Source organism: Rhodopseudomonas palustris, assembly GCF_013415845.1.
GTDB classification, from domain to species: domain Bacteria; phylum Pseudomonadota; class Alphaproteobacteria; order Rhizobiales; family Xanthobacteraceae; genus Rhodopseudomonas; species Rhodopseudomonas palustris_F.
The window spans coordinates 1,430,843-1,451,752 of the sequence record NZ_CP058907.1 but is presented as its reverse complement, the minus strand read 5'-3'; the positions used below and the strand labels follow the sequence as shown (position 1 = coordinate 1,451,752).

Below are 20,910 nucleotides of genomic sequence, written 5' to 3'. Positions count from 1 at the left end.
TGAAATGATATTGACGTGTAGTTCGACGAACTACCACTGTTGCGCGAAATTACCTTTCAACTATATCGAGGCGTAGAGCCGCCGTGGTCAATTTCAAATAGTTCGACGCGCAAAGCACGATCTAACCGCTGTAGTTAACAACGCGACGCATTCATTCTTTGCATCAGGCGCCGTGCCGGCGAATATTGAGTTTGTCGGCAAAGCAGAACGGCCGCCCCACAAAGGGCGGCCGTGAACAAGCTAAGCGCCGCGGGAGCAAAGCGCGGAGATACCGATACGATCAGGTCTCGTTGGTGATCCGCAGCACGGAGACGTCCTTGCCGTCACGGATTTCGTAGAGCTCGAAGTCGCGGCTCTTGAGCATTCCGTTGGGCTTGAAATCCACCGACGAACTGGCACCGTCGTATTTGATCGCTGTTCCCGCCGCGATCGACTTGGCGCCCTCGAGGAACGTGGTCGCCCGCTCGCCGGGCCCCGTCGTGATCTTGAAGATGTGCTCGCGCAGTTTGGCGGGCTCGGTCGACTTCGCGCTTTCGATCGCCAGCAACAGCACGTTGATCTGATCGTAGGCCGCACAACCATAGGGCAATTGCACCTGACCGTTCGGCTCCTTTCCGACGAAACGCAAATAGGTGTCGTAGGTGTCCTTGCCGATCGGCGGCACCGGAAAGCCGTGCAGGATGCCGTTGGCGGCCGCTCCGACCGCTTCCTTGAACTGAGGACCGACCGCAAAGGAAATCGCGAAGACCTGCCCCTTGTAACCGGCGCGGATCAGTTCGCGGTAGACCGCGGTGAAATCGTTGACGTAGCCGGCGACGAAAACCGCCGGCGGATTGCCGCGGATCAGCCGCTCGGCTTCGGCGCGATAGGACGGCTGGTTCGGATTGTAAAGGAACGGCTCGCCCACGACCTTGCCGCCCTCCTTGACCAACGAGTCCCGGAATGTGTCGATGATCGAACTGGCAAAATCGTTGTTGGGGCCGGCGAAGGCGATTTCGGTGAAACCGCGCTTCGCCGCCAGCTTGGCGAGCGCGACACCCCAGGCGCTGTTGAGCGGCTGGAAGTTGAAGGCGAGCCCCTTCTTGTCACCGTTCGGCACCGAGTCGGACGACGAAGTGAACAGTTGCAGCACGTTTGCTTCCTGCGCCAGCGGCTGAATGCCGATCGTCGACGACGACTCCCAGGTACCGAGGATAGCAATGACGCGGTCGACGTCGATCAGCTTCCGCGCTGCGCGAACGGCCGCCTCCGGATTGGTCTCGGAATTCTCGACAGTCAGCTTGACCTCGCGCCCGAGTACGCCGCCGGCCTTGTTGACCGCCTCGACGACCCGCCGGTGCGCATCGGCGATTTCAGGACCGTATGGGCCGCCACCGCCGCTCAGCGGCGGCAGACTCCCGATCCGTATCGGTTCGGATTGGGCCCGCGCATGACGAAGCAACGCGGGCGTCGCCAACGCGACGGTCGAGCCGGCGAGAAACAGACGACGAGAGAGGCGGGTCATAGACCTATTCCTTCATGTTGGTCGAGCTGAAATCGGGAGGCTGGCGCGGCCGCCTCCGCCGGGGCCGCGTGATGCGGCAGCTCCGGCAGCAGGCCGTCGGGACGAAACCGAACGGTGAGGATCAACGCCACGCCGATCACGATGAAGCGCAGCGCCGAGACCTGCTCGGCGTCGAGCCACGGCAGAAACGGAGCGATGAACCGGCTGCCTTCGTAGATCGCGATCACCACCGCGGCGCCGAGCACGACGCCCCGGTTGTTGCCAGCGCCGCCGACGATCAGCGACATCCACACCAGGATGGCGACGGGGGTGGTGAAATTGTCCGGCGTGATGGTCTGCACATAGTGCGCGTAGAGCGACCCGGCCGCCGCCATGATCGCGCTGCCGAGGACGAAGGCTTGCAGACGATACCCAAAGACGTTCTTGCCCAGCGTCGCCGGAACCAGATCGTCCTCGCGGATGGCGCGCAGGACGCGGCCGTAAGGCGCGCGCGCCAGGCGCTCAAGCAACACGAACACGATCGCTAGCAACAGCAGGACCAGCCCGAGATAAGACAGCGTGGAGGCATCGCGGCCGAGCCCCTCGGGCAGCGGCCGGGTGGAGATCGAGAAGCCGCGCGGTCCGCGCGTCAGCCAGTCCTCGTTGGTGAGCACGAGGCGCACCGTCTCGGCGAAGCCGAGCGTCACGATGGCAAGGAAATCGCCGGACAGCCGCAACGACAGCAACGCGACGACCGCCCCGGCTAGTGCGCCGATCGCAACGGCGACGGCAAGACCGGCCGTAAACGGCAAGCCGAACGTCTCTGTGCCGATCCCACTCGCATAGGCGCCGAGTCCGTAGAAACCGACGACGCCGAAATTGATCAGACCGGTGAAGCCGTATTGCAGATTCAAGGCGAGCGTCAGCACCGCATAGATGCCCGTGACGGTCAGGATCGAGACGAGGTAAGCGTCCATGGCTATTTCCGATTGACGACGACGCCGAGCAGACCCTGCGGCCGCAGCAGCAACACCGCGGCGATTGCCACGAAGCCCACCGCCGCCTTGTACGGCGGTGACAGCACCAACACCGTCAACTCCTCGGCGAAGCCAATGACCAAGGCACCGAGGGTGGCGCCGGCCGGAGAGCCGAGTCCGCCGACGATGGCGGCGGCGATCACCGGCACCGTCACGGTCCAGGTCAATGCGGGATCAATCGCGAGGTCGACGCCGACCAGGGTGCCGCTCAATCCGAACAGGGCTCCGGCGACCAGCGTGCCGAAGCCGAGCACACGCTCGACCGGCAAACCGCGGACCCGAGCCAGCGCCGGATTGTCCGAGACTGCTCGTAGCGCACGACCGATCGGCGAGAACGCAAGCACTGCTCCCACCGCCGCGATCGCCACTGCGGCTGTCACCACGACCGCAAGAGCTTCGCGCGTGATGCGCACACTGCCGATCGACAGCGGGCCCGTGAGTGGCAGGTCGAAGCCTTTGATCTGCGAGCCGAAGCCGAACCGGATGATGTTCTCCAGTACGAACGACAACGCCACAGAGACCAGCAACAAGGTCGCGCCGCTGCGTCCGCGCAACGGGCGGAACACCAGCGCGTCGCAGGCGACCATCGCGGCCGCGGTGACAAGGACCGCAACCATGCCGGCGACGACTAGCGGAAGACCCATCACGACGTTCGCGGTCCAGGCTGCAAACGCGCCGATGGTGACGAACGCGCCGGCGGCGAAGTTGGCGTAGCCGAACAGCGTGAAGATCAGTGTGAAGGCAACGGCCGCCGGCGCGAGGATCGCTGCACTTGCCAGCGCGTTGACGATGATCTGCATCACGCCGCCTCGCCGAAGAACAGGGCGCCGAAATCCGGCTCGCGGCCGAGATCGGCGGCCGGCCCGCTGCGTACCACCCGGCCATCGACCAGCACCAGCGCCCGATCGGCGCGCAGCAGCGCCGCACGGGCGTTCTGTTCGACTATCAGCACGCCGTAACCGCGCGCGGCGAGCCCGCGCAGCAGGTCGAGCATCTCGCCGACCAGACGCGGCGCCAGACCTGCGGTGGGCTCGTCGACCAGCAACAGCCGGGGCCGCGCCATTAGCGCCATCGCCAGAGCGACGATCTGGCGCTGTCCGCCCGACAGCCGCCCTGCCCGCTTGCTCAGCAGGTCGCCAACCGGCGGCAGCAATTGCAGCACCTCGCCGCGACGATCGCTCCGATCGGACACCCCCCACGCACTAGCATCGAGATTGTCGGACACGGTGAGCGTTCGAAAGACGTTGCGCTCCTGCGGCAGAAGCGCCATCCCGGCGCGCGCCCGTGTCTGCGGATCACGGGACGTCAGATCGATCCCGTCGAAGCGAACGCGGCCGCCGCTGACCACCGCGAGGCCGGCGATCGCCCTGAGCAGCGTCGATTTGCCGGCGCCGTTCGGACCGATCAACGCGACAACTTCGCCAACTGCGACGTCGAGGTCGACGCCGTGGACAATGTCGCCGAAGCCGTAACCGGCCCGCACCGCCTTGAGTGACAACAATGTCATGCCGCCTGTCCAAGATACGATGCGACGACGTCCAGGTTCGACGAGACCTCGGCGAACGATCCCTCGGCCAGCACCCGTCCGCCAGCGAGCACGATCACGCGCGAAGCGAGCTGGCGGATCACGCCTATATTGTGCTCGATCACCACGAAGGTCGTTCCTTGCTGGTTCAGCGCCAGCACCAGTTTGGCGATGTCCTCGACGACGGGCGGCGCAACTCCGGCGGCGACCTCGTCGAGCAAGATGGTGCGCGCGCCGGCCATCAGACAGCGCGCCAGTTCGAGCAGCTTCTTCTGGCCACCCGACAGCGACGCTGCGGGCTTTGCTTCATGGGCGGACAGTGACACCAGCGCCAGGAGATCACGTGCCCGTGCGACCACGCTGCGCTCGACACTGCGCGTCCTCCATGGGAGGAACAGCGCCCCGTTGAGCGTCTCGCCCGCCACGTTCTCCAGCACGGTCAGACGATCGAGCTCCCGCGAGAGGCTGAAAGGTTCGCACCAACCCGAGCTGCGCCAGCCGATGCGGCGGAGCGCCACTGACGTCGATGCCATCGACCGCCAGACGTCCAGCGTCGGGCTTCAACACGCCCGACAGCAGGTCGAACAGCGTGGTCTTTCCCGCGCCATTCGGACCGATCAGCCCCACGATCTCGCCGGGCTCGACCCGCAGCGACACGCCGTCAACGGCGACCAGACCGCCGAACCTCTTGGTCAGGCCTGTGGCAGCAATGCGGGACCCAAGTCCGTTCATGCCTCGACCGCTTCGACCCGCTCCAAAGCCTCGGGCTCCTCTTCGACCTGAAGCGCATCGTTGAAGCGGTTGAAGAACCCGCACAGCGTAATCCGCAGCGTCAACTCCACGATCTCGGCTTCGCTGAAATTAGCGCGCAGCTCGTCGTACAGCGCGTCACGAATCCGGTTCGGCTCGAGCCAGGCGGCCTTGGCCCAGCGCACCACCAGTTTATCCTTGGCGTCGAGTTCGGGATGGTTCTCGTAGTCGAGGATAGTCTCGACGCCGGCCGGCGACAGTCCTTCGACGACCAGGAACGGCTTGTGATGGGCGACGCAGTAATGGCACTCGTTGAGCTTGGAGACCACCACAATGGCGATCTCCAAGTGACGCTTGGACAAGGTCTTCGCTTCGCGCAACTCCATCAGCAACGACATCAAATGGCGCAGGGCCGCCGGAACATGGGCGAACACCGCGACCTGATTGCGGAACGGACCGTACCCGGTCGCAAACCGCTCGTAGATGTCGGCGAGATCGGCAGGCAGTTCGGAGGACGGGATCGAGCGGACGCGGGCCATTGGGCGTTTGCCTTCTTTTACGTGGGTTAAGCGGCGTGGGGGTGGGGGGTGCGAAGCAGGCTGCCGAGATAATCGGCGACTGCTAGCGCACCTGAGCGACCAGCCCTGGCTTCGGCAGCAGGGTTGTAGTTGGTGTTAGTATTGATGTCGTAAGTCAGGACGCGGCCGTCGTCTCCGGCCATGAACTCGATGCCGGCAATTTCGATTCCGTTGTCCGATAGGAAGCGTTCATAGCTCGCCTTCAGGCCATGATCGATGTCGCTAACGATCTCGAATTTCGGGCGCGAATTACTGCCTGCAGGACAAAACGCATCGCCGACCTGGCACGCCTCCGCAGGGCACAGCTCGAAGCCGTCGCTGGTATCGACCCGCACCGCATAGAGAAAGCGGCCACCGACGAACTCGGCCCGAGTGATGAACCGCTCTTCTGCGACGATGTACTCCTGCAACAGATGGATGCCGTCGACCGGTTCCTCGTAGTCCGCGCTGTCGAGATGATCGGCCAGCGCAGCGCCTGTATGAAATAGTCGGACGCCAAGCCCCTTGCCACCGCGGTTCGGCTTCAGGATCACCGGCGCGTCGCCGAATGCCTCGTCCGCAGCACGCACGATCTCGTGCTTATTGGCGACAACAATGGTACGCGGAACGCGGATGCCTGCGCTCTCCAGCCGTGAATACTGCCGCGCCTTGCTGATCTCCAGGTCGAGCGCTGTGCTGCCGTTGACGACGCGCCGCCCGTGGCGCTCTAGCCATAGCAGCAGAGCCAGCGTCAACTCGGGAGCATAACGATGATCTCGTGTGTGCGCCGAGGCGCTCATTCGGCTATAGAACACGCCTTCGGGCGGGATCGCCGACAGATCCAACGCCCCGTCCTCGATCAGCCATTGCTGCCACGTCAACCCGCGCGCCTCGAATGCGTCGGCGAAGGCACCGATCCAAGCCGGGTTCTCGTGGACGACGTATAGCTTGGACATCGGGACTCCGGACACGTCTGCGGACGAAAGTAAAGCAAGCCGCGGCTCGTTCTGGAGGATCGCGATCGCTGCTCGCGATTGCGTCGCGACGGCGGCAAGCTAATCGACGTCTGATCGAAGTCAACGAAGCAGGATTTCGTTGTGCCGCCGTTTTCGAGCTGGATTTTCTATCGACCCCGACAGCAAAAGTAACAATCGCGCTGTCAACGTCATCCCACGAAACATGGTCAGCTTGCTCAATCTATGATTGTTCTCGCGAACGCTGGATTATCGCAGTTTAGTCGTCCGCCAAAGTAGAGCGACGACGGTCGAGGTCCTGCACGATGCGCCGCGCAAGTTGCTCCGGGTCGGTGTCGACGATCGCGGCAGCGCCGAGCAGGTCGCGAGTGTCATGCTCAAGGAAGTGCTGCACCTTCTCCGAACCGAGCGTTGCGCCATACACGCAGTGATAGGAGTCGATGCCAAGCAGCCGGAACGCCAGCGCGGCGCCGATGCCCTTTTCGTTGGACCACTCTGGACTGACGAAGGCGAACGGCATGGTCTTCAGCGGCAGCCCTGCGGCGTCGGCCAGCGCGCGGAAGATGCCGACGGCGCGTGCGTTGTCGAGACATTCGCCCATGTGAAGCACGGGAGGCAGCGCGGCCGCGGAGAGCGCCGCGCGTGATGCTGCGCCGCTCCACTCCAGCGCTTCGGGGCGGCAGAACCCCAGCTTGAGCAACGGAAACGACGCGCAGCCGTTCGTGAGCACGAGGACATCGTTTGCGAGCAGATGCCGGGCGACGATGACTGTGGCCTCCTCGTACACCACCTTCGGATTGTTGCAGCCGACTAGATTGACCACGCCGCGGATACGGCCTTCGCGCAAATGCGCCAGCAATCCTGCCGCGCCGCCGAACGATTCGATTACGTTCTCGGCCGAAAAACCGACTTCCGCATCGAAGCCCTGCTTGGGCAGATGCACTTTTTCTGCACTCCGCCGACGGAAGGTCGCGATCGCGACATCGAGGATGCGGTGTGCCATCGTCTCGACCTCGGCGAAGTTGCTGTGCGCATGATCGAAGCCGATATGCAGCGCACCGGGCAATCGCGCGGAGTCGCTGGTGGTGATCACCGTGGTGTGGAAGCAGGCGGCGACCTGCATGATCGACGGGTAGATGTCCTGCACATCGGCGACCCAGGCATCGATGGCGCCAGTGCCGAGCACCAGTTCGGCGCCCATCGCGTTGCTGAGCGGCGCCACGCCGCCCTCGCGATACAGCACCGAAAGGCCGGTGCAGCAGATGCCGTAGAAGCGGAGGCCGCCGGCGCCGGCATCTCTGGCCTTGGCTTCAATTGCGGGATCGTCCGCGAGCCGCACCAAAACTGAAGCCAGCACCGGCGAGTGGCCGTGGATCGCGATGTTGACGGTACCGGTTTCGATCGCGGCGAAATCGGTCTTGATCCGGCTGCGGCGCGGCGGGCCATAGAGGCAATCCTGTGCGATCGCGCCACCGGTGACGCTGTTCCAGGAGAACGCCAAGCCGCAGCGCAGAAACTGCTGCATCACGTTGCGCCAATCGCCGTCGGTGCCGACGCCAGTGCGACTGAGCGCCTCGAACACTTCGTGATAGGAGCCGATCGGCATGATATCGAGCGCATCCCAGGTCGCGAGGCGCTCGGCAGGCGCCAGCGACGCCATCGTGCGATGAATGCCCGGCTCGGTGCGCGCCATGTCGGCGAGCAGAATGTCGGCGATCTGCTCGGCCAGCGCATTCAGGCTGGAGCCCGGATCGAGCCCGAACGACTTGGCGACCGCACGGATCTTCGCTTCCCCTTTCAGCGATTGCGGCAGCTCGCCGCGCGCGGCTGCCTTCAAGGCCAGGATCACTTCACGGCTGCGCGTGCCGTGGCCGGCGACACCGCCGGCGAGCGAACGCAGCAGATTGCGCGCCACCATCAGATCCTGATCAGCACCGCAGACGCCCTGCGACGACTTCGGCGTGATGCGGCAGGGCCCCATGTTGCAGATGCGGCAGCAGGTCCCTTCCAATCCGAAATCGCACCCAGGCTGCTGCCGATCGAAGCGGTCGAAGCAGGTGTCGACGCCGCAGCTCTCCAGGTGCTCCAGCATCTCCCGCACGCCAGGATCCGGCGTGCGTGCGAGCACGTCGGCCTTGTCGGGAAATCCGCGCTTGTACTGCTTGACCGATTTGGCAGCGGACTTGCCAGTAGATGGCTCGATGGGCTTTGCCATGGTTCAGGAGTGCTCGTGGTCGTGGGCGGATGCTCCACCATGGCTGTGCGTATAGGGCCGGCCGTCAGCGCCGATATGGGTGTGTGGTCGCGGGGCGAACCGCGGCGCGCCGTGTGGTTGGTGATCGAGCGCAACTAGCTGCGCGACGACCCGGTCGATCTCATCCTGATAGGCCGCGCCGAACTGCGGCAATCCGCCGTCGAGATCGGCCCGAGCAATGGCGGCGTCGAACGGCAGCCTGCCGAGCAACGGCCAGTCGCCCAACTGCTGCTCGATCTGCCGCGCGTCCACCTCATCGTGACTGCCGCTCAGCAACGGCAGGCAATGCGGAATGCCGAGATCCTCCGCCAGGCTGCGGATCGTCAGCGCCGTCTGCACGCTGCGACGTCCGGGTTCAAGCACCGCGATCAACACGTCAACGCTCCCCAGCGTGCCGCGACTGAGATGTTCGAGGCCTGGTTCACCATCGATGATGATCACTTCGCCGGCCTCGGCGACGATACGTTGCAGCACCCGTTTCAAAACAGCGGTCTCGTCGCAATAGCAGCCCTGCCCGCCATGCCCTGTCCAGCCCAGCACCACCAGGCGATGCCGTCCGCCCCAGGACACGGTCGGGATCGGCACATCGTCGATCACCGGATTGAGCAGGAACAGGCCAGCCGGCAATGCACCTTGCTGGCTGGCCGTAGCGCGTAGCAAATCGCGGCGCGCCGCCAAGGGCGCAGGCGCAAGGTCGGTGCGGTCGAGCGGCAAGCCGCTCGCCAGATTAGCGTCGGGATCGGCGTCGATTGCCAGCACCTTCAGATCACGCTGAGTGAATGCGCGCGCCAGCGCCGCCGCGACGGTCGTCTTGCCGACGCCGCCTTTTCCGGCGATCGCGATCTTCAGCGACGGATGGTCGGACATGGTCATCGCCCCTAGCTGCTACGCGCTGCGAGCCGATACAGCGCGCGAGCGCCGGCATCGAGCAGAAAGCCGAGTAGCCCGATCAGCAGCACCATCGCCATCAGTTCGGATTAGGCGAGCCGGTCGCGCGTATCCAGGATGAAGTAACCGAGCCCCGCCGAAACGCCGAGCATTTCGCATGGCACCAGTACAATCCAGACGATGCCGATGGCGAGACGCAGGCCGATCAGCACATGACCGAGCACGCCGGGGACGATGACGTGCCGCAAAGTCTCCCACCGCGTCGCCGATAGGCTAGCGGCAAGCCGCAGCCAGCTCGGCTCCAGCCGTCGGACCCCATCGGCGGTCGAGAGCAGGATCGGCCACACCACGGAGAATGCCAGTAGGAAATAGATCGGCCTGTCGCCGACGCCGAACACCATCACAGCGATCGGCATCCACGACAGCGGAGAGATCATCCGCAGGAACTGGAAGGCCGGCGACGTCGCCGCGTTCAATAGACGCGAGCTACCCACAGCGAGCCCGACCGGCACTCCGATCAGCAGCGCAATGCCGAGGCCGATCAGAATGCGGCGCAGGCTGACCAGCAGATGAATCGGCAGATCGGATTGCGTGACGAGTTGCGCAAGGCTGGCGAATGCGCTGGTCGGCGAAAAATGCCGCAGGAAGCTGCCGGGCGTCGCGATCAGGTCGGTTCCGACCCACCACAGCACAATCAACACGATCAGCCCGGCGGCGCCGAGCAGACTGCTGGTCGCCAGACCACGCCAACGCGCGGGCCGCCCAGTCGCGCTTCGCACTGCGGCGACGGCGCCAGAGTGACCGACTCGCTCTACGCCAGCGCTAGCTTCCGCGCTTGTCCAGCTCGCCGTCACGCCACCACGACTTCCGTTCGCGTGAACGAATCCGGCAGTCCGAACGCGGCGAGCCCGCCCGCCGCCGTCACCGCCGCCTTGACGAAGCGATCGTCGACCAACTCCTTCGCGGCGGCCGCCGGGTCGAGCGCGGCGAGGAAGCTGCGGTCGCCCTCGATCAACGTGTCCTTCAGACGGCGCACCAGTTCTTCCGTGTAGCTGGGAAACGGATAGGGCTGGAAATCGATGCGGCGCTCGCGCCAGTCGGCATTACGGATCGCACCCGACTTCACATACGCGTCGACGTCCGCATCCGGCGCAGCCAGTACCTTCTCCAGCACGGCGGTGGCGTGCGGCGTGTACTTGTTGACGCCGTCCTTCGACAGCAGTGCCGCGGTCTCTGCCCGATTGCCGCGGATCCAGAGCTGGGCCTTGACCTGCGCGTTGACCACCTTCTGCGTCCATTCCGGCCGCTGCTGCAGATCGCGCTCGTGCATGAACACCACGCAGCAGGCGTGATCCTTCCAGACGTCGCCGGTGAAGCGCAGGATCTTGCCGACGCCGAGCGTCTCCGCGGTGGCGTTGAAAGGCTCAGCGACGATGAAGCCGGCGATCTGACCGGATGCGAGCGCCGGCACCATGTCGGACGGCGCCATCACGACCAGATTGACTTCGCTCGCCGCAGGCTCGCCGGTCCGCTTGGTCACCGGCGTCAAGCCGTTTTCGCGCAGCAGCGCCTGCAACACGACGTTGTGGATCGAGTACCAGAACGGAATCGCGATCGTCTTGCCGCCGAGATCCTTCACGCTGCCGATCTGCGGCGCCACCGTCAGGCCCGAACCGCCGGTATGATTCCACGCGACGACCTTGGCTGGCGCCTTGCTGCCAAACCGCGCCCATACGGTGATCGGCGACAGCAGATGAACGACATTGACCTGGCCGGAGATGAACGCTTCCAGCAACTGTGCCCAGCTCCGCAACAGCACCGGCTTCTCCACCTTGAGGCCTTCGGCTTCGAAGAAGCCCTTGCCATGCGCCACCAGCAGCGGCGTAGCGTCGGTGATGGGCAGATAGCCGATCCGCACCGGTGCGTCGGCCTCCTGGGCGCGCGCCTCGTAGCTCCGCAACAGCGGCAGCGCGCCGGAAGCAGTGAGCAGCGCCGACAGCTTCATCAGGTCGCGGCGGGAGAATTGGTCTTCGAAGGCCATCGTTCGGTCCCCTCAGTGTCGTTTTGCGGTGTCACGCAGGGTGCGCAAGATCTCGATTCGGATCTGGCCCAGTTCGGCGACGTAATCTTCGCGCGGCTTCGGCAGGTCGATCCGCCAGGCGCCGATCTCCGACGCCGGCGCGCCGCCAAGCAGCAGCACGCGATCGGACAGCAGCAGCGCTTCGTCGATGTCGTGGGTGATCAGGACGGCAGCGGTGCGATAGGTGCGCACCACCGCCAGGAGCAGATGCTGCATCTCGCCCCGCGTCACCTCGTCGAGCGCGCCGAACGGCTCGTCGAGCAGCAGGATCTCCGGCCTCCGCGCCAAGCAGCGCGCCAGCGCCGTGCGCTGTGCCATTCCGCCGGATAGTTGCGCCGGATAGTGCCGCCGCGCATGTACCAGGCCGACATCCTGAATCGCGGTATCGACGCGACGACGCAATTCATCACCAGAAAGCTCCGGCTGGTGCTTGAAATCGAGCCCAAACGCGACGTTGCGCTCGAGTGTCAGCCACGGCAGCAAACTGGGGTCCTGGAAGGCGATCGCGACGCGCGGATGGGCACCTTCGACGGCGATGCCATTGACCAGCACGGCGCCATCGGTCGGCCGCTGCAATCCGGCCATGACTCGCAACAGGCTGGACTTGCCCACCCCGCTGGCTCCGAGGATGCTGACCACCTCACCCGCCTGCAGCGCGAAATCGAAGCCCTCCAGCACCGCGGGTCCATTGCCGGCGTAGTTCAGCGCAATGGCGTTGGCCTCCAGGACCGGCGATACGCTCATGCGGGTTCACCGATCGCAGACGGCTGTTCGTGTGCGCGCAGCGCAGTATTCAATTGTACGAGGCTCGGCGTGATTACCGGAATGAAAGCGGCCTCGCGCCAGCGCCGTTGAAATTCGCGTCCGGGCTGCGACAGATAGGCCTTGCCGCCGGCCGCGGACAGTTCGAGCTGCACCGCCTCGAGCGCGATCTCCGCAAGCCGGATCCGCAGACGGAACAACGCCGCCGGTCTTGCTTCGAAGCGCCCGTCCAGCAAGCCCTCGAACAGCTGCGCCTTGTTTCTTGCCAGATCCTTTGCAAGGAGCTTGAGCGGCTCGGCGAGGATGTCGCGGCCCGCCTCCAGACCGCGCGACGCCTCGGTGATCGATCGCCGCGCCAACCCAATCGACATGCCACATTGCAGGCCGAGAAACGCCGGCCTCACCGTCGGCAGCCAGGCCCACGCGTCGGGGTGAATGATCCGATCGGGAGAGATCACCACATCGTCGAGGATGATCGCCGCCGTGCTGGTTCCGCGCAGCGCCATCAACTCCAGATCGGGTGATCGCCGCAGTCCGCGGTCGTCGGACGACAGGCTCGCGACGAAAGCAACGCCGCGTTCGTCCTCAATCGCCGCTGCAACGTCGAAACCACCCGGCTGCAGATTGGTGACCCAGGGCAGCTTTCCGTCGATGCGCTTGTCGCGACCCTGGTTGCGGGATTTGATCTGCAGGGGTTCAAATCCCGACAGAAACTTCATTGCGTTGGAGAGCCCGGTCGCGCCGGCCCGGCGGCCCGCGAGCAGATCGGGAAGCTTGTGTTCGCGCAGAGCGGCGTTAGGGCTCTGCAGCAGATACTCGATGAATGTGCGCTGCCCCCAGAACACGAAACCCGCTGCCAGCGACAGCTCGGAGACGGCGGCGATCGCCGAGACGGCGTCTGTCACGTCGCCGCCGACACCGCCCGACGCGGCGGCGACGCCGAGACGGAACAGGCCCGCTTCGCCCAGCCGCGGCAGGACCTCTGCGGCCCGCACCGCACTGGTGTCGAGCGCATCGGCATGGGACGTCAGCCAGTCCATCAACCCAGTCGGAACGCCGGACATCTCGTGGCTCGCGACGCTGCTATTCGGCCGCCTGGGCGGACTTGTGCCAAGCGAAAGGCTCCAGCTGCGGATTGAGTGCGGGCTGGCCGAGATTGTTGGCGAAGTTACACAAGGTCGCGAGGCTGACGCCGAGAACGACCTCCAGCGCCGCGGCATCGGTGAAGCCAGCCGCTCGAAAAGCGGCAAGTTCGTCGCCCTCGACCGCGCCGCGCGACCGGATCACGGCACGCGTGAAATCCGCAACCGCGTTGAGCCCTGCATCGGGGCCGTGAGCACCTTCGCGGAGTGGCGCGACGACGTCCTCCAAGAGGCCCGCCTGCTTGTAGGCGAGCGCCGTGTGACCGGCGACGCAGAAGCCGCAACCATGAACGGTCGCCGCCGTAATCTGCACGGCCTCACGCTCGGCGAGCGTCAGGCTCGCGCGCGCATTGATCGCTCCCAATGTCTGATACGCGTCCAGTGCCACCGGCGCGTTCGCGAGCAATCGCACAAGGTTCGGCAGGAAGCCGTTGCTCTTTTCGGCCGCTACCAGCCGCGGCTTGGCATCGTCCGGCGCGTCCTCAATGGTTCGTAGCGGAAGTCTCGTCATGACCTACCCGATGTCAGCAGTTTCCACGGCAGCGACCGTTCATACGACCCAGCCGCATTCTGCTCGCATATTTGCGATGTCGGCGATGCGGTGACTAGTCGCGATACGAAAGAAAGATAGTCCTACGCCGCGCTTCGGTGTTCTTGGAAAACTGTTCCGATGAAATCGCTTCTAACAGCACGAACATTCGGAGAGTGATCCGACAGAATACATCCAGACAGGACGACACGTCCGAAATATCCCTGAGGCCTACGCTGCCGGGCGTCGATCGGATCGGTTCCTTGACGCCGACCGTTGCCGTCACGCCATAACGGTCCTCTCCGGCATTCCGCATGCAGCGGCGGCCAGGCCGATTATTGCGGCGTAATTCTCGATCGGCATCGGACGGCCGATCAGATAACCCTGCAACTGATCGATCCGCTCCGACAGAAGGAACGAACGTTGCGCTTCGGTTTCCACACCTTCAGCGATCATCGTCATGTCGAGCCCATGCCCGAGTGCGATGACGCCGCGGATCAGAGTCGCGGCCCGCGGTCCCGAGCCGAGTTCGGCTACGAACTGCGCGTCGAGCTTGATCTTGTCGAACGGAAACGACTGCAGATAGGACAGCGAGGAATAGCCGGTGCCGAAATCGTCCAGAGCGATCTGAACACCTAGCGCCTTGATCTGCCGCAGCGCGCTGATTGCGCCCATGCGATCGTTCATCAGAACGCTCTCGGTGATCTCCAGCTCCAACCGGAAGGGTGGCAACCCGGACTCGAACAGCACGCCGTGAATGAGTTGGAACAGATCCTTCTGCCGGAACTGCAGCGGGGACAGATTGACGGCGACAGTGAGTGGCTTCCGCCAAGTCGCAGCTTCGCGACACGCCTCTCGCAACACCCACTCCCCTAGGTCGCCGATCAGTCCGGTCTCCTCGGCCAGCGCGATGAACCGGCCGGGCGACAGCAACCCGTGGCGGGGATGCAGCCACCGCACCAGTGCCTCGAAGCCGGCAATGCGGCCGTCCGCGGCAATCTGTGGCTGATAGTGAAGAACGAGTTCGTCGCGCTCGACGGCGTGCCGCAATTCACGCACCAAAGCGTGGCGCTCGTGGATCTTGTGGTCCATGTCCGGCTCGAACAGGCGGGCACTGCCTCGCCCTTCGCCCTTGACGCGGTATAGCACCGCGTCGGCGTTTGCGATCAGCGTAACGGCGTCGGCGCCGTTGTCGGGGTACAGCGCGATCCCGATGCTGAGGCCTATGTCGACCTCGTGGCCCTGCAACGACAGCGTCTCGGAGGAGATGGCCAAGAGCCGCTCGGCCAGTTGCAGCGCTGTATCCGGCTGGCTGCCCTCCGCGATGATCACAAATTCATCGCCGCCGATCCGGGCCAGGAAGTAACCGGCCGCCGGCCCTCTCAGGCGCTCTGCGACCGCGCTGAGGAAGGCGTCACCGACGACGTGTCCGAATATATCATTCACTTCCTTGAAGTGGTCGAGATCCACCAGCAGCAGCGCGAACGGCTTGTCGCCCTGTCGCAACAAATCGTCGAGCCTCTCGGTAAAGGCAGCCCGATTGAAAAGGCCGGTGAGCATATCGTGATGTGCCAGATGGGCGATCCGACGCTCCGCCAGCCGACGATCGGTGATATCGATCATCGACATCAGCACCGCGTCGACGCCGTCGTAAACCAACTCGCGGGCATAGATCGACACGTCGATCAAACTGCCGTCGCTCTTGCGATGATGCTCCAGCCTCTCGGCCTCAGTGCCGAAGGACGGCACCTCAGCGTCGCCATCGGCCTGCACTGCCCGCAGATCGGTCAGCCGCAGCTCCAAGAAACTTTCGCGCGGGTGACCGTAGTGATCGATCGCCGCCTGATTGACAGCCAGGCAGCGCAAAGTTGCACGGTCACAGACCCACATCGGCACTGGATTATTGTCGAACAGCAGCTGGAAGGATGCTTCGCGCTGCTTCAGTTCGGTGATGTCCTGGTGAGTCGCCACCCATCCGCCGCCGCTCAGCGGACGTCGCGACACCGCGATGATGCGACCATCAGCAAGCCGATGAATTTTGTCGACGACGCGCTCGACGCCCTCGGTGCGCTCGCGCAGATAGGATTCTGGCGTCTCTCCGGCGAACCGAATGCCGCCCGCAACCAGCCGCTCGATCATGTCGCGGCGAAGCGTGCCGGGCCGAACGGTCTCGGGATCGAGGCCGTACATCGATGCGTATTTGTCGTTGCAGACGATGATGCGCTGATCGCCGTCAAACATGCACAGGCCCTGCGCCATGTTGTTGATCGCCTGGACCAGCTGTCCGATCTGCTCGGCCTGCCTGGAGTTGCTCTCGCGCAGACGACGCAATTCTGGAGATTCCGAGTCACTCGTCAGCAGTTCGGTAACTTTGTTCACAGCCTTTGGCGTGGGGACCGCAAAGATCTCTCGCCACGCCGACGGCACGAGCAATGCAACTACCGTCGTCCTGATCGGCGCAAACACACTCGAAATCCGAACGGCAACAGAATGAAATTCCATCATGACTACTATCTACGTTGTACGGATTCTACGGAGTGTAATCGCGTTGTGCATGTCCTCGTAAAGCTACCAGAGAACGCTCAATAGATGATTGAGATCGCATCGGCTTGGCGTCTCCGGAACGAACGAGGGCCCGACTGCTGATCGGGCCCTCGTCGCTACACAAGTCGATGCTTCGGCTTCAGAACTCGGCGCCACCCGGAGCCGTTGCGAAGCCAGGCTTGTCCTTCGGGATCTCCGCGACCAGGGCCTCGGTCGTCACGATCAGCGAGGCGATCGAGGCGGCGTCTTGCAAAGCAGTTCTCACCACCTTTGCAGGATCAACGATTCCGGCCTCGATCAGATCGACATATTGTTCGGTCTGGGCATCGAAGCCGAACGTCTGCGACCGGTTTTCAAGGATCTTGCCAACGATGATCGAGCCCTCGACGCCGGCATTCTCTGCGATCTGACGAACCGGAGCTTCCAGCGCCTTCAGCACGATCTGAATTCCCGCCTGGACGTCGGCATTGGGCTGGCGCAGCTTCGCGACCGCAGCCTTGGCACGCAGCAGCGCGACGCCGCCACCCGGCACGATGCCTTCGGCGATCGCCGCACGCGTGGCGTTGAGCGCGTCGTCGACGCGGTCCTTGCGCTCCTTGACTTCGACCTCGGTCGCACCGCCGACCCTGATCACAGCGACGCCGCCGGCGAGCTTAGCCAGCCGCTCCTGCAGCTTCTCGCGATCGTAATCGGACGTGGTCTCGTCGACCTGTGCCTTGATCTGCGCAATGCGGGCGTCGATATCCTTCTTCTTGCCGGAGCCGGAGACGATCGTGGTGTTCTCCTTGTCGATCCGGACCCGCTTTGCCCGACCGAGCTGCGCGAGCGTGACCTTCTCAAGCTTGATGCCTAGATCCTCCGAGATGGTCTGCCCACCCGTGAGGATCGCGATGTCCTCGAGTTGCGCCTTGCGGCGATCACCGAAGCCGGGCGCCTTGACGGCTGCGATCTTCAAGCCGCCGCGCAGCTTGTTGACCACAAGAGTCGCCAGCGCCTCGCCCTCGACGTCTTCGGCGACGATCAGCAACGGCTTGCCGGTCTGCACCACCGATTCGAGGATCGGAAGCAGCGGCTGCAGCGAGGTCAGCTTCTTCTCGTGGATCAAGATGTAGGGTTCTTCAAATTCGACCAGCAGCTTGTCGGCATTGGTGACGAAATAGGGAGACAGGTAGCCACGGTCGAATTGCAGGCCCTCGACGACATCGAGTTCGGTCTCGAGGCTTTTGGCTTCCTCGACGGTAATGACTCCGTCGTTGCCCACCTTGCGGACTGCGGTGGCGATGATTCTTCCGACCGACGCATCTCCATTGGCCGAAATAGTGCCAACCTGCGCCACCTCTTCCGACGATTGCACCTGCTTGGCGCGCTTTTCGATGTCTTTGACCGCCTCCGCGACAGCAAGATCGATGCCGCGCTTGAGGTCTAGCGGATTGAGGCTCGCCGCGACCGCCTTGGCGCCCTCCCGAACGATCGCCTGGGCAAGCACCGTCGCGGTCGTGGTGCCGTCGCCGGCGAGGTCGTTAGTCTTCGAGGCAACCTCACGTAGCAACTGCGCGCCGAGATTCTCGTACTTGTCCTCGAGCTCGATCTCCTTGGCAACTGTGACGCCGTCCTTGGTGATGCGCGGTGCACCGAACGACTTTTCAATTACGACGTTGCGCCCCTTCGGACCGAGCGTGACCTTGACCGCGTTGGCGAGAGTATCGACCCCGCGCAGAAGTCGTTCGCGGGCATCGGTGGAGAATTTGACGTCCTTGGCTGGCATAGTAGTCCCGTGATTGTGATGCGAAATGAGGGTGAAGGCGTCAGCGGGGACGGACTCAGCCGATCACGCCGAGGATGTCGGACTCCTTGGCGATCAGTAGGTCCTCGCCGTTGATTTTCACCTCGGTGCCCGACCACTTGCCGAACAACACGCGATCGCCGGTCTTGACGTCGAGCGGCACGAGCTTGCCGCTTTCGTCGCGAGCGCCGCTTCCGACGGCGACGATCTCGCCCTCCTGCGGCTTTTCTTTCGCAGTGTCCGGGATGATGATGCCGCCCTTGGTCTTGGCTGCTTCTTCGATACGGCGGATGACGACGCGGTCGTGTAACGGACGAAAGCTCATACAGAAGGGCCTCTTCTCGATTAACGATGGATTGCCTGCCGGTCCGACCATGCGTCGCTCACCGTCGCTGCGCTGCGGACCGGGACCCATGACGCTAGGGAGGCGAGGCTGCCGTGTCCATTTCAAATCCGGCGAGCGTCGTAGACGATCGACATCCAAATAACTGATTACTTGAACTAATCATTACCTAGCTGGATAACGAGCGTGCGACGATCCGAAGCTCGTCGCTGCGGCAATTTACGTTCGCCGAGACGCCGGTTCGACACACGGAGTGAAGCTCCTGAGAACGGCGGTGACCTCGCCTCGTCGTAGGCTCGCCTGGTTGCAGCACGAAATTCGGCTCGGACACGGCCGCTGCCGAAGAATGGAACTGCCGCCGACAGGCCTTGTAGCGAGCCAATCATCATTTTGTTCACCGGGCGATTGATCGGAAAGGCTGGTTCCGACAGCATCTCGGCACACCGGTTCGGATGACCCGCCACCGAACGACAACATTCGCCAAGTCAGCAATCCCGAGCACCTCATATGAGCAACAACGGCCAAAGAGTCCCTCATCACTCGGTCTCAGACGTATTTCCCAATCGCTGGTCGCCCCGTTCCTTTACTGGAGAACCGATCGCGGACGACGAGCTCAGCCGCCTGTTCGAGGCGGCGCGCTGGGCGCCGTCGTCCTACAACTCGCAGCCCTGGCGTTTCCTCTACGCAAAGCGCGACAGTTCGGACTTCGATCGCTTCCTCGGGCTTCTTTACGAACGAAACCAAAGCTGGGCCAAGAATGCGTCCGCACTCGTGATCCTGGTTTCGAAGACGACGGTACGCCCGCCGGGCTCCGATGTGGAGGTTCCCAGCCGCACCCATGCGTTCGATGCCGGCGCAGCGTGGGCCTACCTTGCGCTTGAGGCGTCACTGGCCGGATGGTCGGCGCACGGCATCGGCGGCTTCGATATCGAACGGGCCGCATCGGAGCTGAAGGTGCCGGACGATCATGAGGTGCAGATCGCCATCGCGATCGGCCGACGCGGCGAGCGCGACGCCCTTCCCGAGGCGTTTCGTCCGCTCGAGCAGCCGAACGCACGGCTGCCGGTTTCCGAAACCACCAGAGCCGGCAGCTTCCTGGGGTAGGCTGCGGGCGCGGCACTGCCAGGTTCCGACTTCGAGAGCGAGCCTCGCTCAGCGCCCCCGGAACTCCGTAGCAAATCGAGGAAGTGCGCTTCAAGGCGACGAATTCGCTGGCTGTCAGCAGGCCGGGGTCGCGCGGGCGCTCGAACGGGACACGGACGTCTTCGATGATCCGGCCTGGGCGCGCGCAAGACGGCTGCCGCGCTTGCGGTGGCGGTCACGGCATTGCTGGCGTCCGGCCCGGTGTGGGCGCAGGACGTCACTATCGGCGAGGGCGTCGCGGTGGGGTGGGGGGCAGTTCTTCATCGCTTCGAACGCGCCGTGCGCTGGCTGCTGCCGTGGTACGGCGCCGGAAAGGCGCGCCATCGTCCGGAGACGCACGGGCGCGACAGCAGGCCGACACGGGGGTGAGGATCGGGCCGGTCCCGGAACGGTCACCGTCGTCGAAGCGGCCCAGTCGGCTTGACGTCCGCTGCGGAATGAGATGCGCGGCGACCGTTACGCCTACTGCGCGTCTCAGATCCCCGCAGGAGGGAGGATCGGCGGCCGGCCGGACGCGATCGCCCGCTCCAGTAGATCGAGCCGGTCCTGCCCCCAGAACGGCTCGCCCCGGTAGAAATAGAACGGCGCGCCGAACAAACGGCGGTCGACCGCCTCCGTGCTCAGTCGGGCTTCGCACGCGATCAGCTCTGGATCAGCCGCGCGCGCCAGCAGGCGACCGCCATCGAGGCCGCTGCGGTCGGCCAGTTCGATCAACGTGTTCGGATCCTCGATGTTCAGCTCATCCGCCCACACCGCCTTCAGCCCGGCATGCACGAAGGCGGAGACGTCGGAGCCCTCCTCGATTGCGGCGAGCAGCAGGCGATGTCCGAGAGACGGGTCGGCCGGATAGAATTTCGGCCAGGTCACCAGCGGAATGCCGCGGATCGCTTTCCAGCGCTCCATCTCCACCAGCCGATAAGCCTGCCGCTGCAGCGGCCGCTGTCGCACCGGCTTGCCGCCGCCGGCGGCAAAGATCGCCATCAGATCGATCGGCTTGTAGACGACCTGCAGGTCGTGGCGGCGGACGATGTCTTGGAACACCAGGCTGCCGACATAGGACCAGAGTGAAATGAAGCTGAAGAAGTATTCGACCTGCGGTCGTTCGCGCGTCATGCA

The 20,910-nt window shown here is 64.2% G+C and carries 19 protein-coding genes and 1 pseudogene; 1 reads left to right on the top strand and 19 read right to left on the bottom strand.

Translation table 11 applies throughout. The features are described 5' to 3' along the window. Positions 1–280 precede the first annotated feature (280 nt). The 18 genes and pseudogenes from HZF03_RS06785 to groES all read right to left on the bottom strand — a co-directional run bounded on the left by HZF03_RS06785 (position 281) and on the right by groES (position 18,633). Complete coding sequence (locus HZF03_RS06785; protein WP_119017118.1) at positions 281–1,504, bottom strand: ABC transporter substrate-binding protein; 1,224 nt, start codon at positions 1,502–1,504, stop codon at positions 281–283. Further along, positions 1,501–2,460, bottom strand: a complete 960-nt coding sequence (locus HZF03_RS06780; protein WP_119017119.1) for a branched-chain amino acid ABC transporter permease — start codon at positions 2,458–2,460, stop codon at positions 1,501–1,503. The genes HZF03_RS06785 and HZF03_RS06780 overlap by 4 nt, the downstream gene beginning before the upstream one ends. Positions 2,461–2,462: 2 nt before the next feature. After that, positions 2,463–3,320 (bottom strand): branched-chain amino acid ABC transporter permease, encoded by an 858-nt coding sequence (locus tag HZF03_RS06775; RefSeq protein WP_119017120.1) that lies wholly within the window; start codon positions 3,318–3,320, stop codon positions 2,463–2,465. Continuing rightward, positions 3,320–4,027: an ABC transporter ATP-binding protein gene (locus tag HZF03_RS06770; RefSeq protein ID WP_119017121.1), complete on the bottom strand. Its 708-nt coding sequence runs from the start codon at positions 4,025–4,027 to the stop codon at positions 3,320–3,322. Before HZF03_RS06770 ends, HZF03_RS06775 begins: the two co-directional genes overlap by 1 nt. After that, positions 4,024–4,578 carry an ATP-binding cassette domain-containing protein gene (locus HZF03_RS24385; protein WP_119017122.1) on the bottom strand — a complete coding sequence of 185 codons (555 nt, stop codon included), beginning with the start codon at positions 4,576–4,578 and terminating at the stop codon, positions 4,024–4,026. Before HZF03_RS24385 ends, HZF03_RS06770 begins: the two co-directional genes overlap by 4 nt. A gap of 1 nt (position 4,579) precedes the next feature. Beyond that, a pseudogene (locus HZF03_RS24600) lies at positions 4,580–4,777 on the bottom strand (ATP-binding cassette domain-containing protein); the annotation flags it as partial. After that, positions 4,774–5,334, bottom strand: a complete 561-nt coding sequence (locus HZF03_RS06760) for a carboxymuconolactone decarboxylase family protein (protein WP_119017124.1) — start codon at positions 5,332–5,334, stop codon at positions 4,774–4,776. The gene HZF03_RS06760 and the pseudogene HZF03_RS24600, both read right to left, overlap by 4 nt. A 26-nt stretch (positions 5,335–5,360) precedes the next feature. Beyond that, positions 5,361–6,308, bottom strand: a complete 948-nt coding sequence (locus HZF03_RS06755; RefSeq protein ID WP_119017125.1) for an ATP-grasp domain-containing protein — start codon at positions 6,306–6,308, stop codon at positions 5,361–5,363. A 277-nt stretch (positions 6,309–6,585) separates the two neighbouring features. After that, complete coding sequence (gene cooS / locus HZF03_RS06750; RefSeq protein WP_119017126.1) at positions 6,586–8,541, bottom strand: anaerobic carbon-monoxide dehydrogenase catalytic subunit; 1,956 nt, start codon at positions 8,539–8,541, stop codon at positions 6,586–6,588. A gap of 3 nt (positions 8,542–8,544) precedes the next feature. Beyond that, positions 8,545–9,453 (bottom strand): ATP-binding protein, encoded by a 909-nt coding sequence (locus tag HZF03_RS06745; RefSeq protein ID WP_119017127.1) that lies wholly within the window; start codon positions 9,451–9,453, stop codon positions 8,545–8,547. A gap of 104 nt (positions 9,454–9,557) precedes the next feature. Next, entirely contained in the window at positions 9,558–10,247 is a 690-nt protein-coding gene (locus HZF03_RS06740; RefSeq protein ID WP_234832151.1) for an ABC transporter permease, read from the bottom strand. A gap of 71 nt (positions 10,248–10,318) precedes the next feature. Then, positions 10,319–11,509 carry an ABC transporter substrate-binding protein gene (locus tag HZF03_RS06735; RefSeq protein ID WP_119017128.1) on the bottom strand — a complete coding sequence of 397 codons (1,191 nt, stop codon included), beginning with the start codon at positions 11,507–11,509 and terminating at the stop codon, positions 10,319–10,321. Positions 11,510–11,521: 12 nt separating this feature from the next. Beyond that, entirely contained in the window at positions 11,522–12,292 is a 771-nt protein-coding gene (locus HZF03_RS06730) for an ABC transporter ATP-binding protein (protein WP_119017129.1), read from the bottom strand. Then, positions 12,289–13,350: an acyl-CoA dehydrogenase family protein gene (locus HZF03_RS06725; protein ID WP_234832152.1), complete on the bottom strand. Its 1,062-nt coding sequence runs from the start codon at positions 13,348–13,350 to the stop codon at positions 12,289–12,291. The genes HZF03_RS06730 and HZF03_RS06725 overlap by 4 nt, the downstream gene beginning before the upstream one ends. Before the next feature lie 43 nt (positions 13,351–13,393). Next, positions 13,394–13,840: a carboxymuconolactone decarboxylase family protein gene (locus HZF03_RS06720; protein WP_234832153.1), complete on the bottom strand. Its 447-nt coding sequence runs from the start codon at positions 13,838–13,840 to the stop codon at positions 13,394–13,396. Positions 13,841–14,263: 423 nt separating this feature from the next. Further along, positions 14,264–16,360: a sensor domain-containing protein gene (locus HZF03_RS06715; protein WP_165858085.1), complete on the bottom strand. Its 2,097-nt coding sequence runs from the start codon at positions 16,358–16,360 to the stop codon at positions 14,264–14,266. 304 nt (positions 16,361–16,664) lie between these two features. After that, a complete protein-coding gene (gene groL / locus HZF03_RS06710; protein ID WP_119017133.1) occupies positions 16,665–18,290 on the bottom strand; it encodes a chaperonin GroEL in 1,626 nt (541 codons plus the stop codon). A gap of 55 nt (positions 18,291–18,345) precedes the next feature. Beyond that, complete coding sequence (gene groES, locus HZF03_RS06705) at positions 18,346–18,633, bottom strand: co-chaperone GroES (protein WP_119017134.1); 288 nt, start codon at positions 18,631–18,633, stop codon at positions 18,346–18,348. A 525-nt stretch (positions 18,634–19,158) separates the two neighbouring features. On the opposite strand from groES, the gene HZF03_RS06700 reads away from it, so the two are divergent. Further along, positions 19,159–19,755, top strand: coding sequence for a nitroreductase family protein (locus HZF03_RS06700; RefSeq protein WP_119017135.1), 597 nt, complete (start codon positions 19,159–19,161; stop codon positions 19,753–19,755). Between the two features lie 513 nt (positions 19,756–20,268). Here the strand turns inward: HZF03_RS06700 and HZF03_RS06695 are convergent. Next, positions 20,269–20,907, bottom strand: a complete 639-nt coding sequence (locus tag HZF03_RS06695; protein ID WP_119017136.1) for a 2-hydroxychromene-2-carboxylate isomerase — start codon at positions 20,905–20,907, stop codon at positions 20,269–20,271. Between the last annotated feature and the right edge of the window lie 3 nt (positions 20,908–20,910).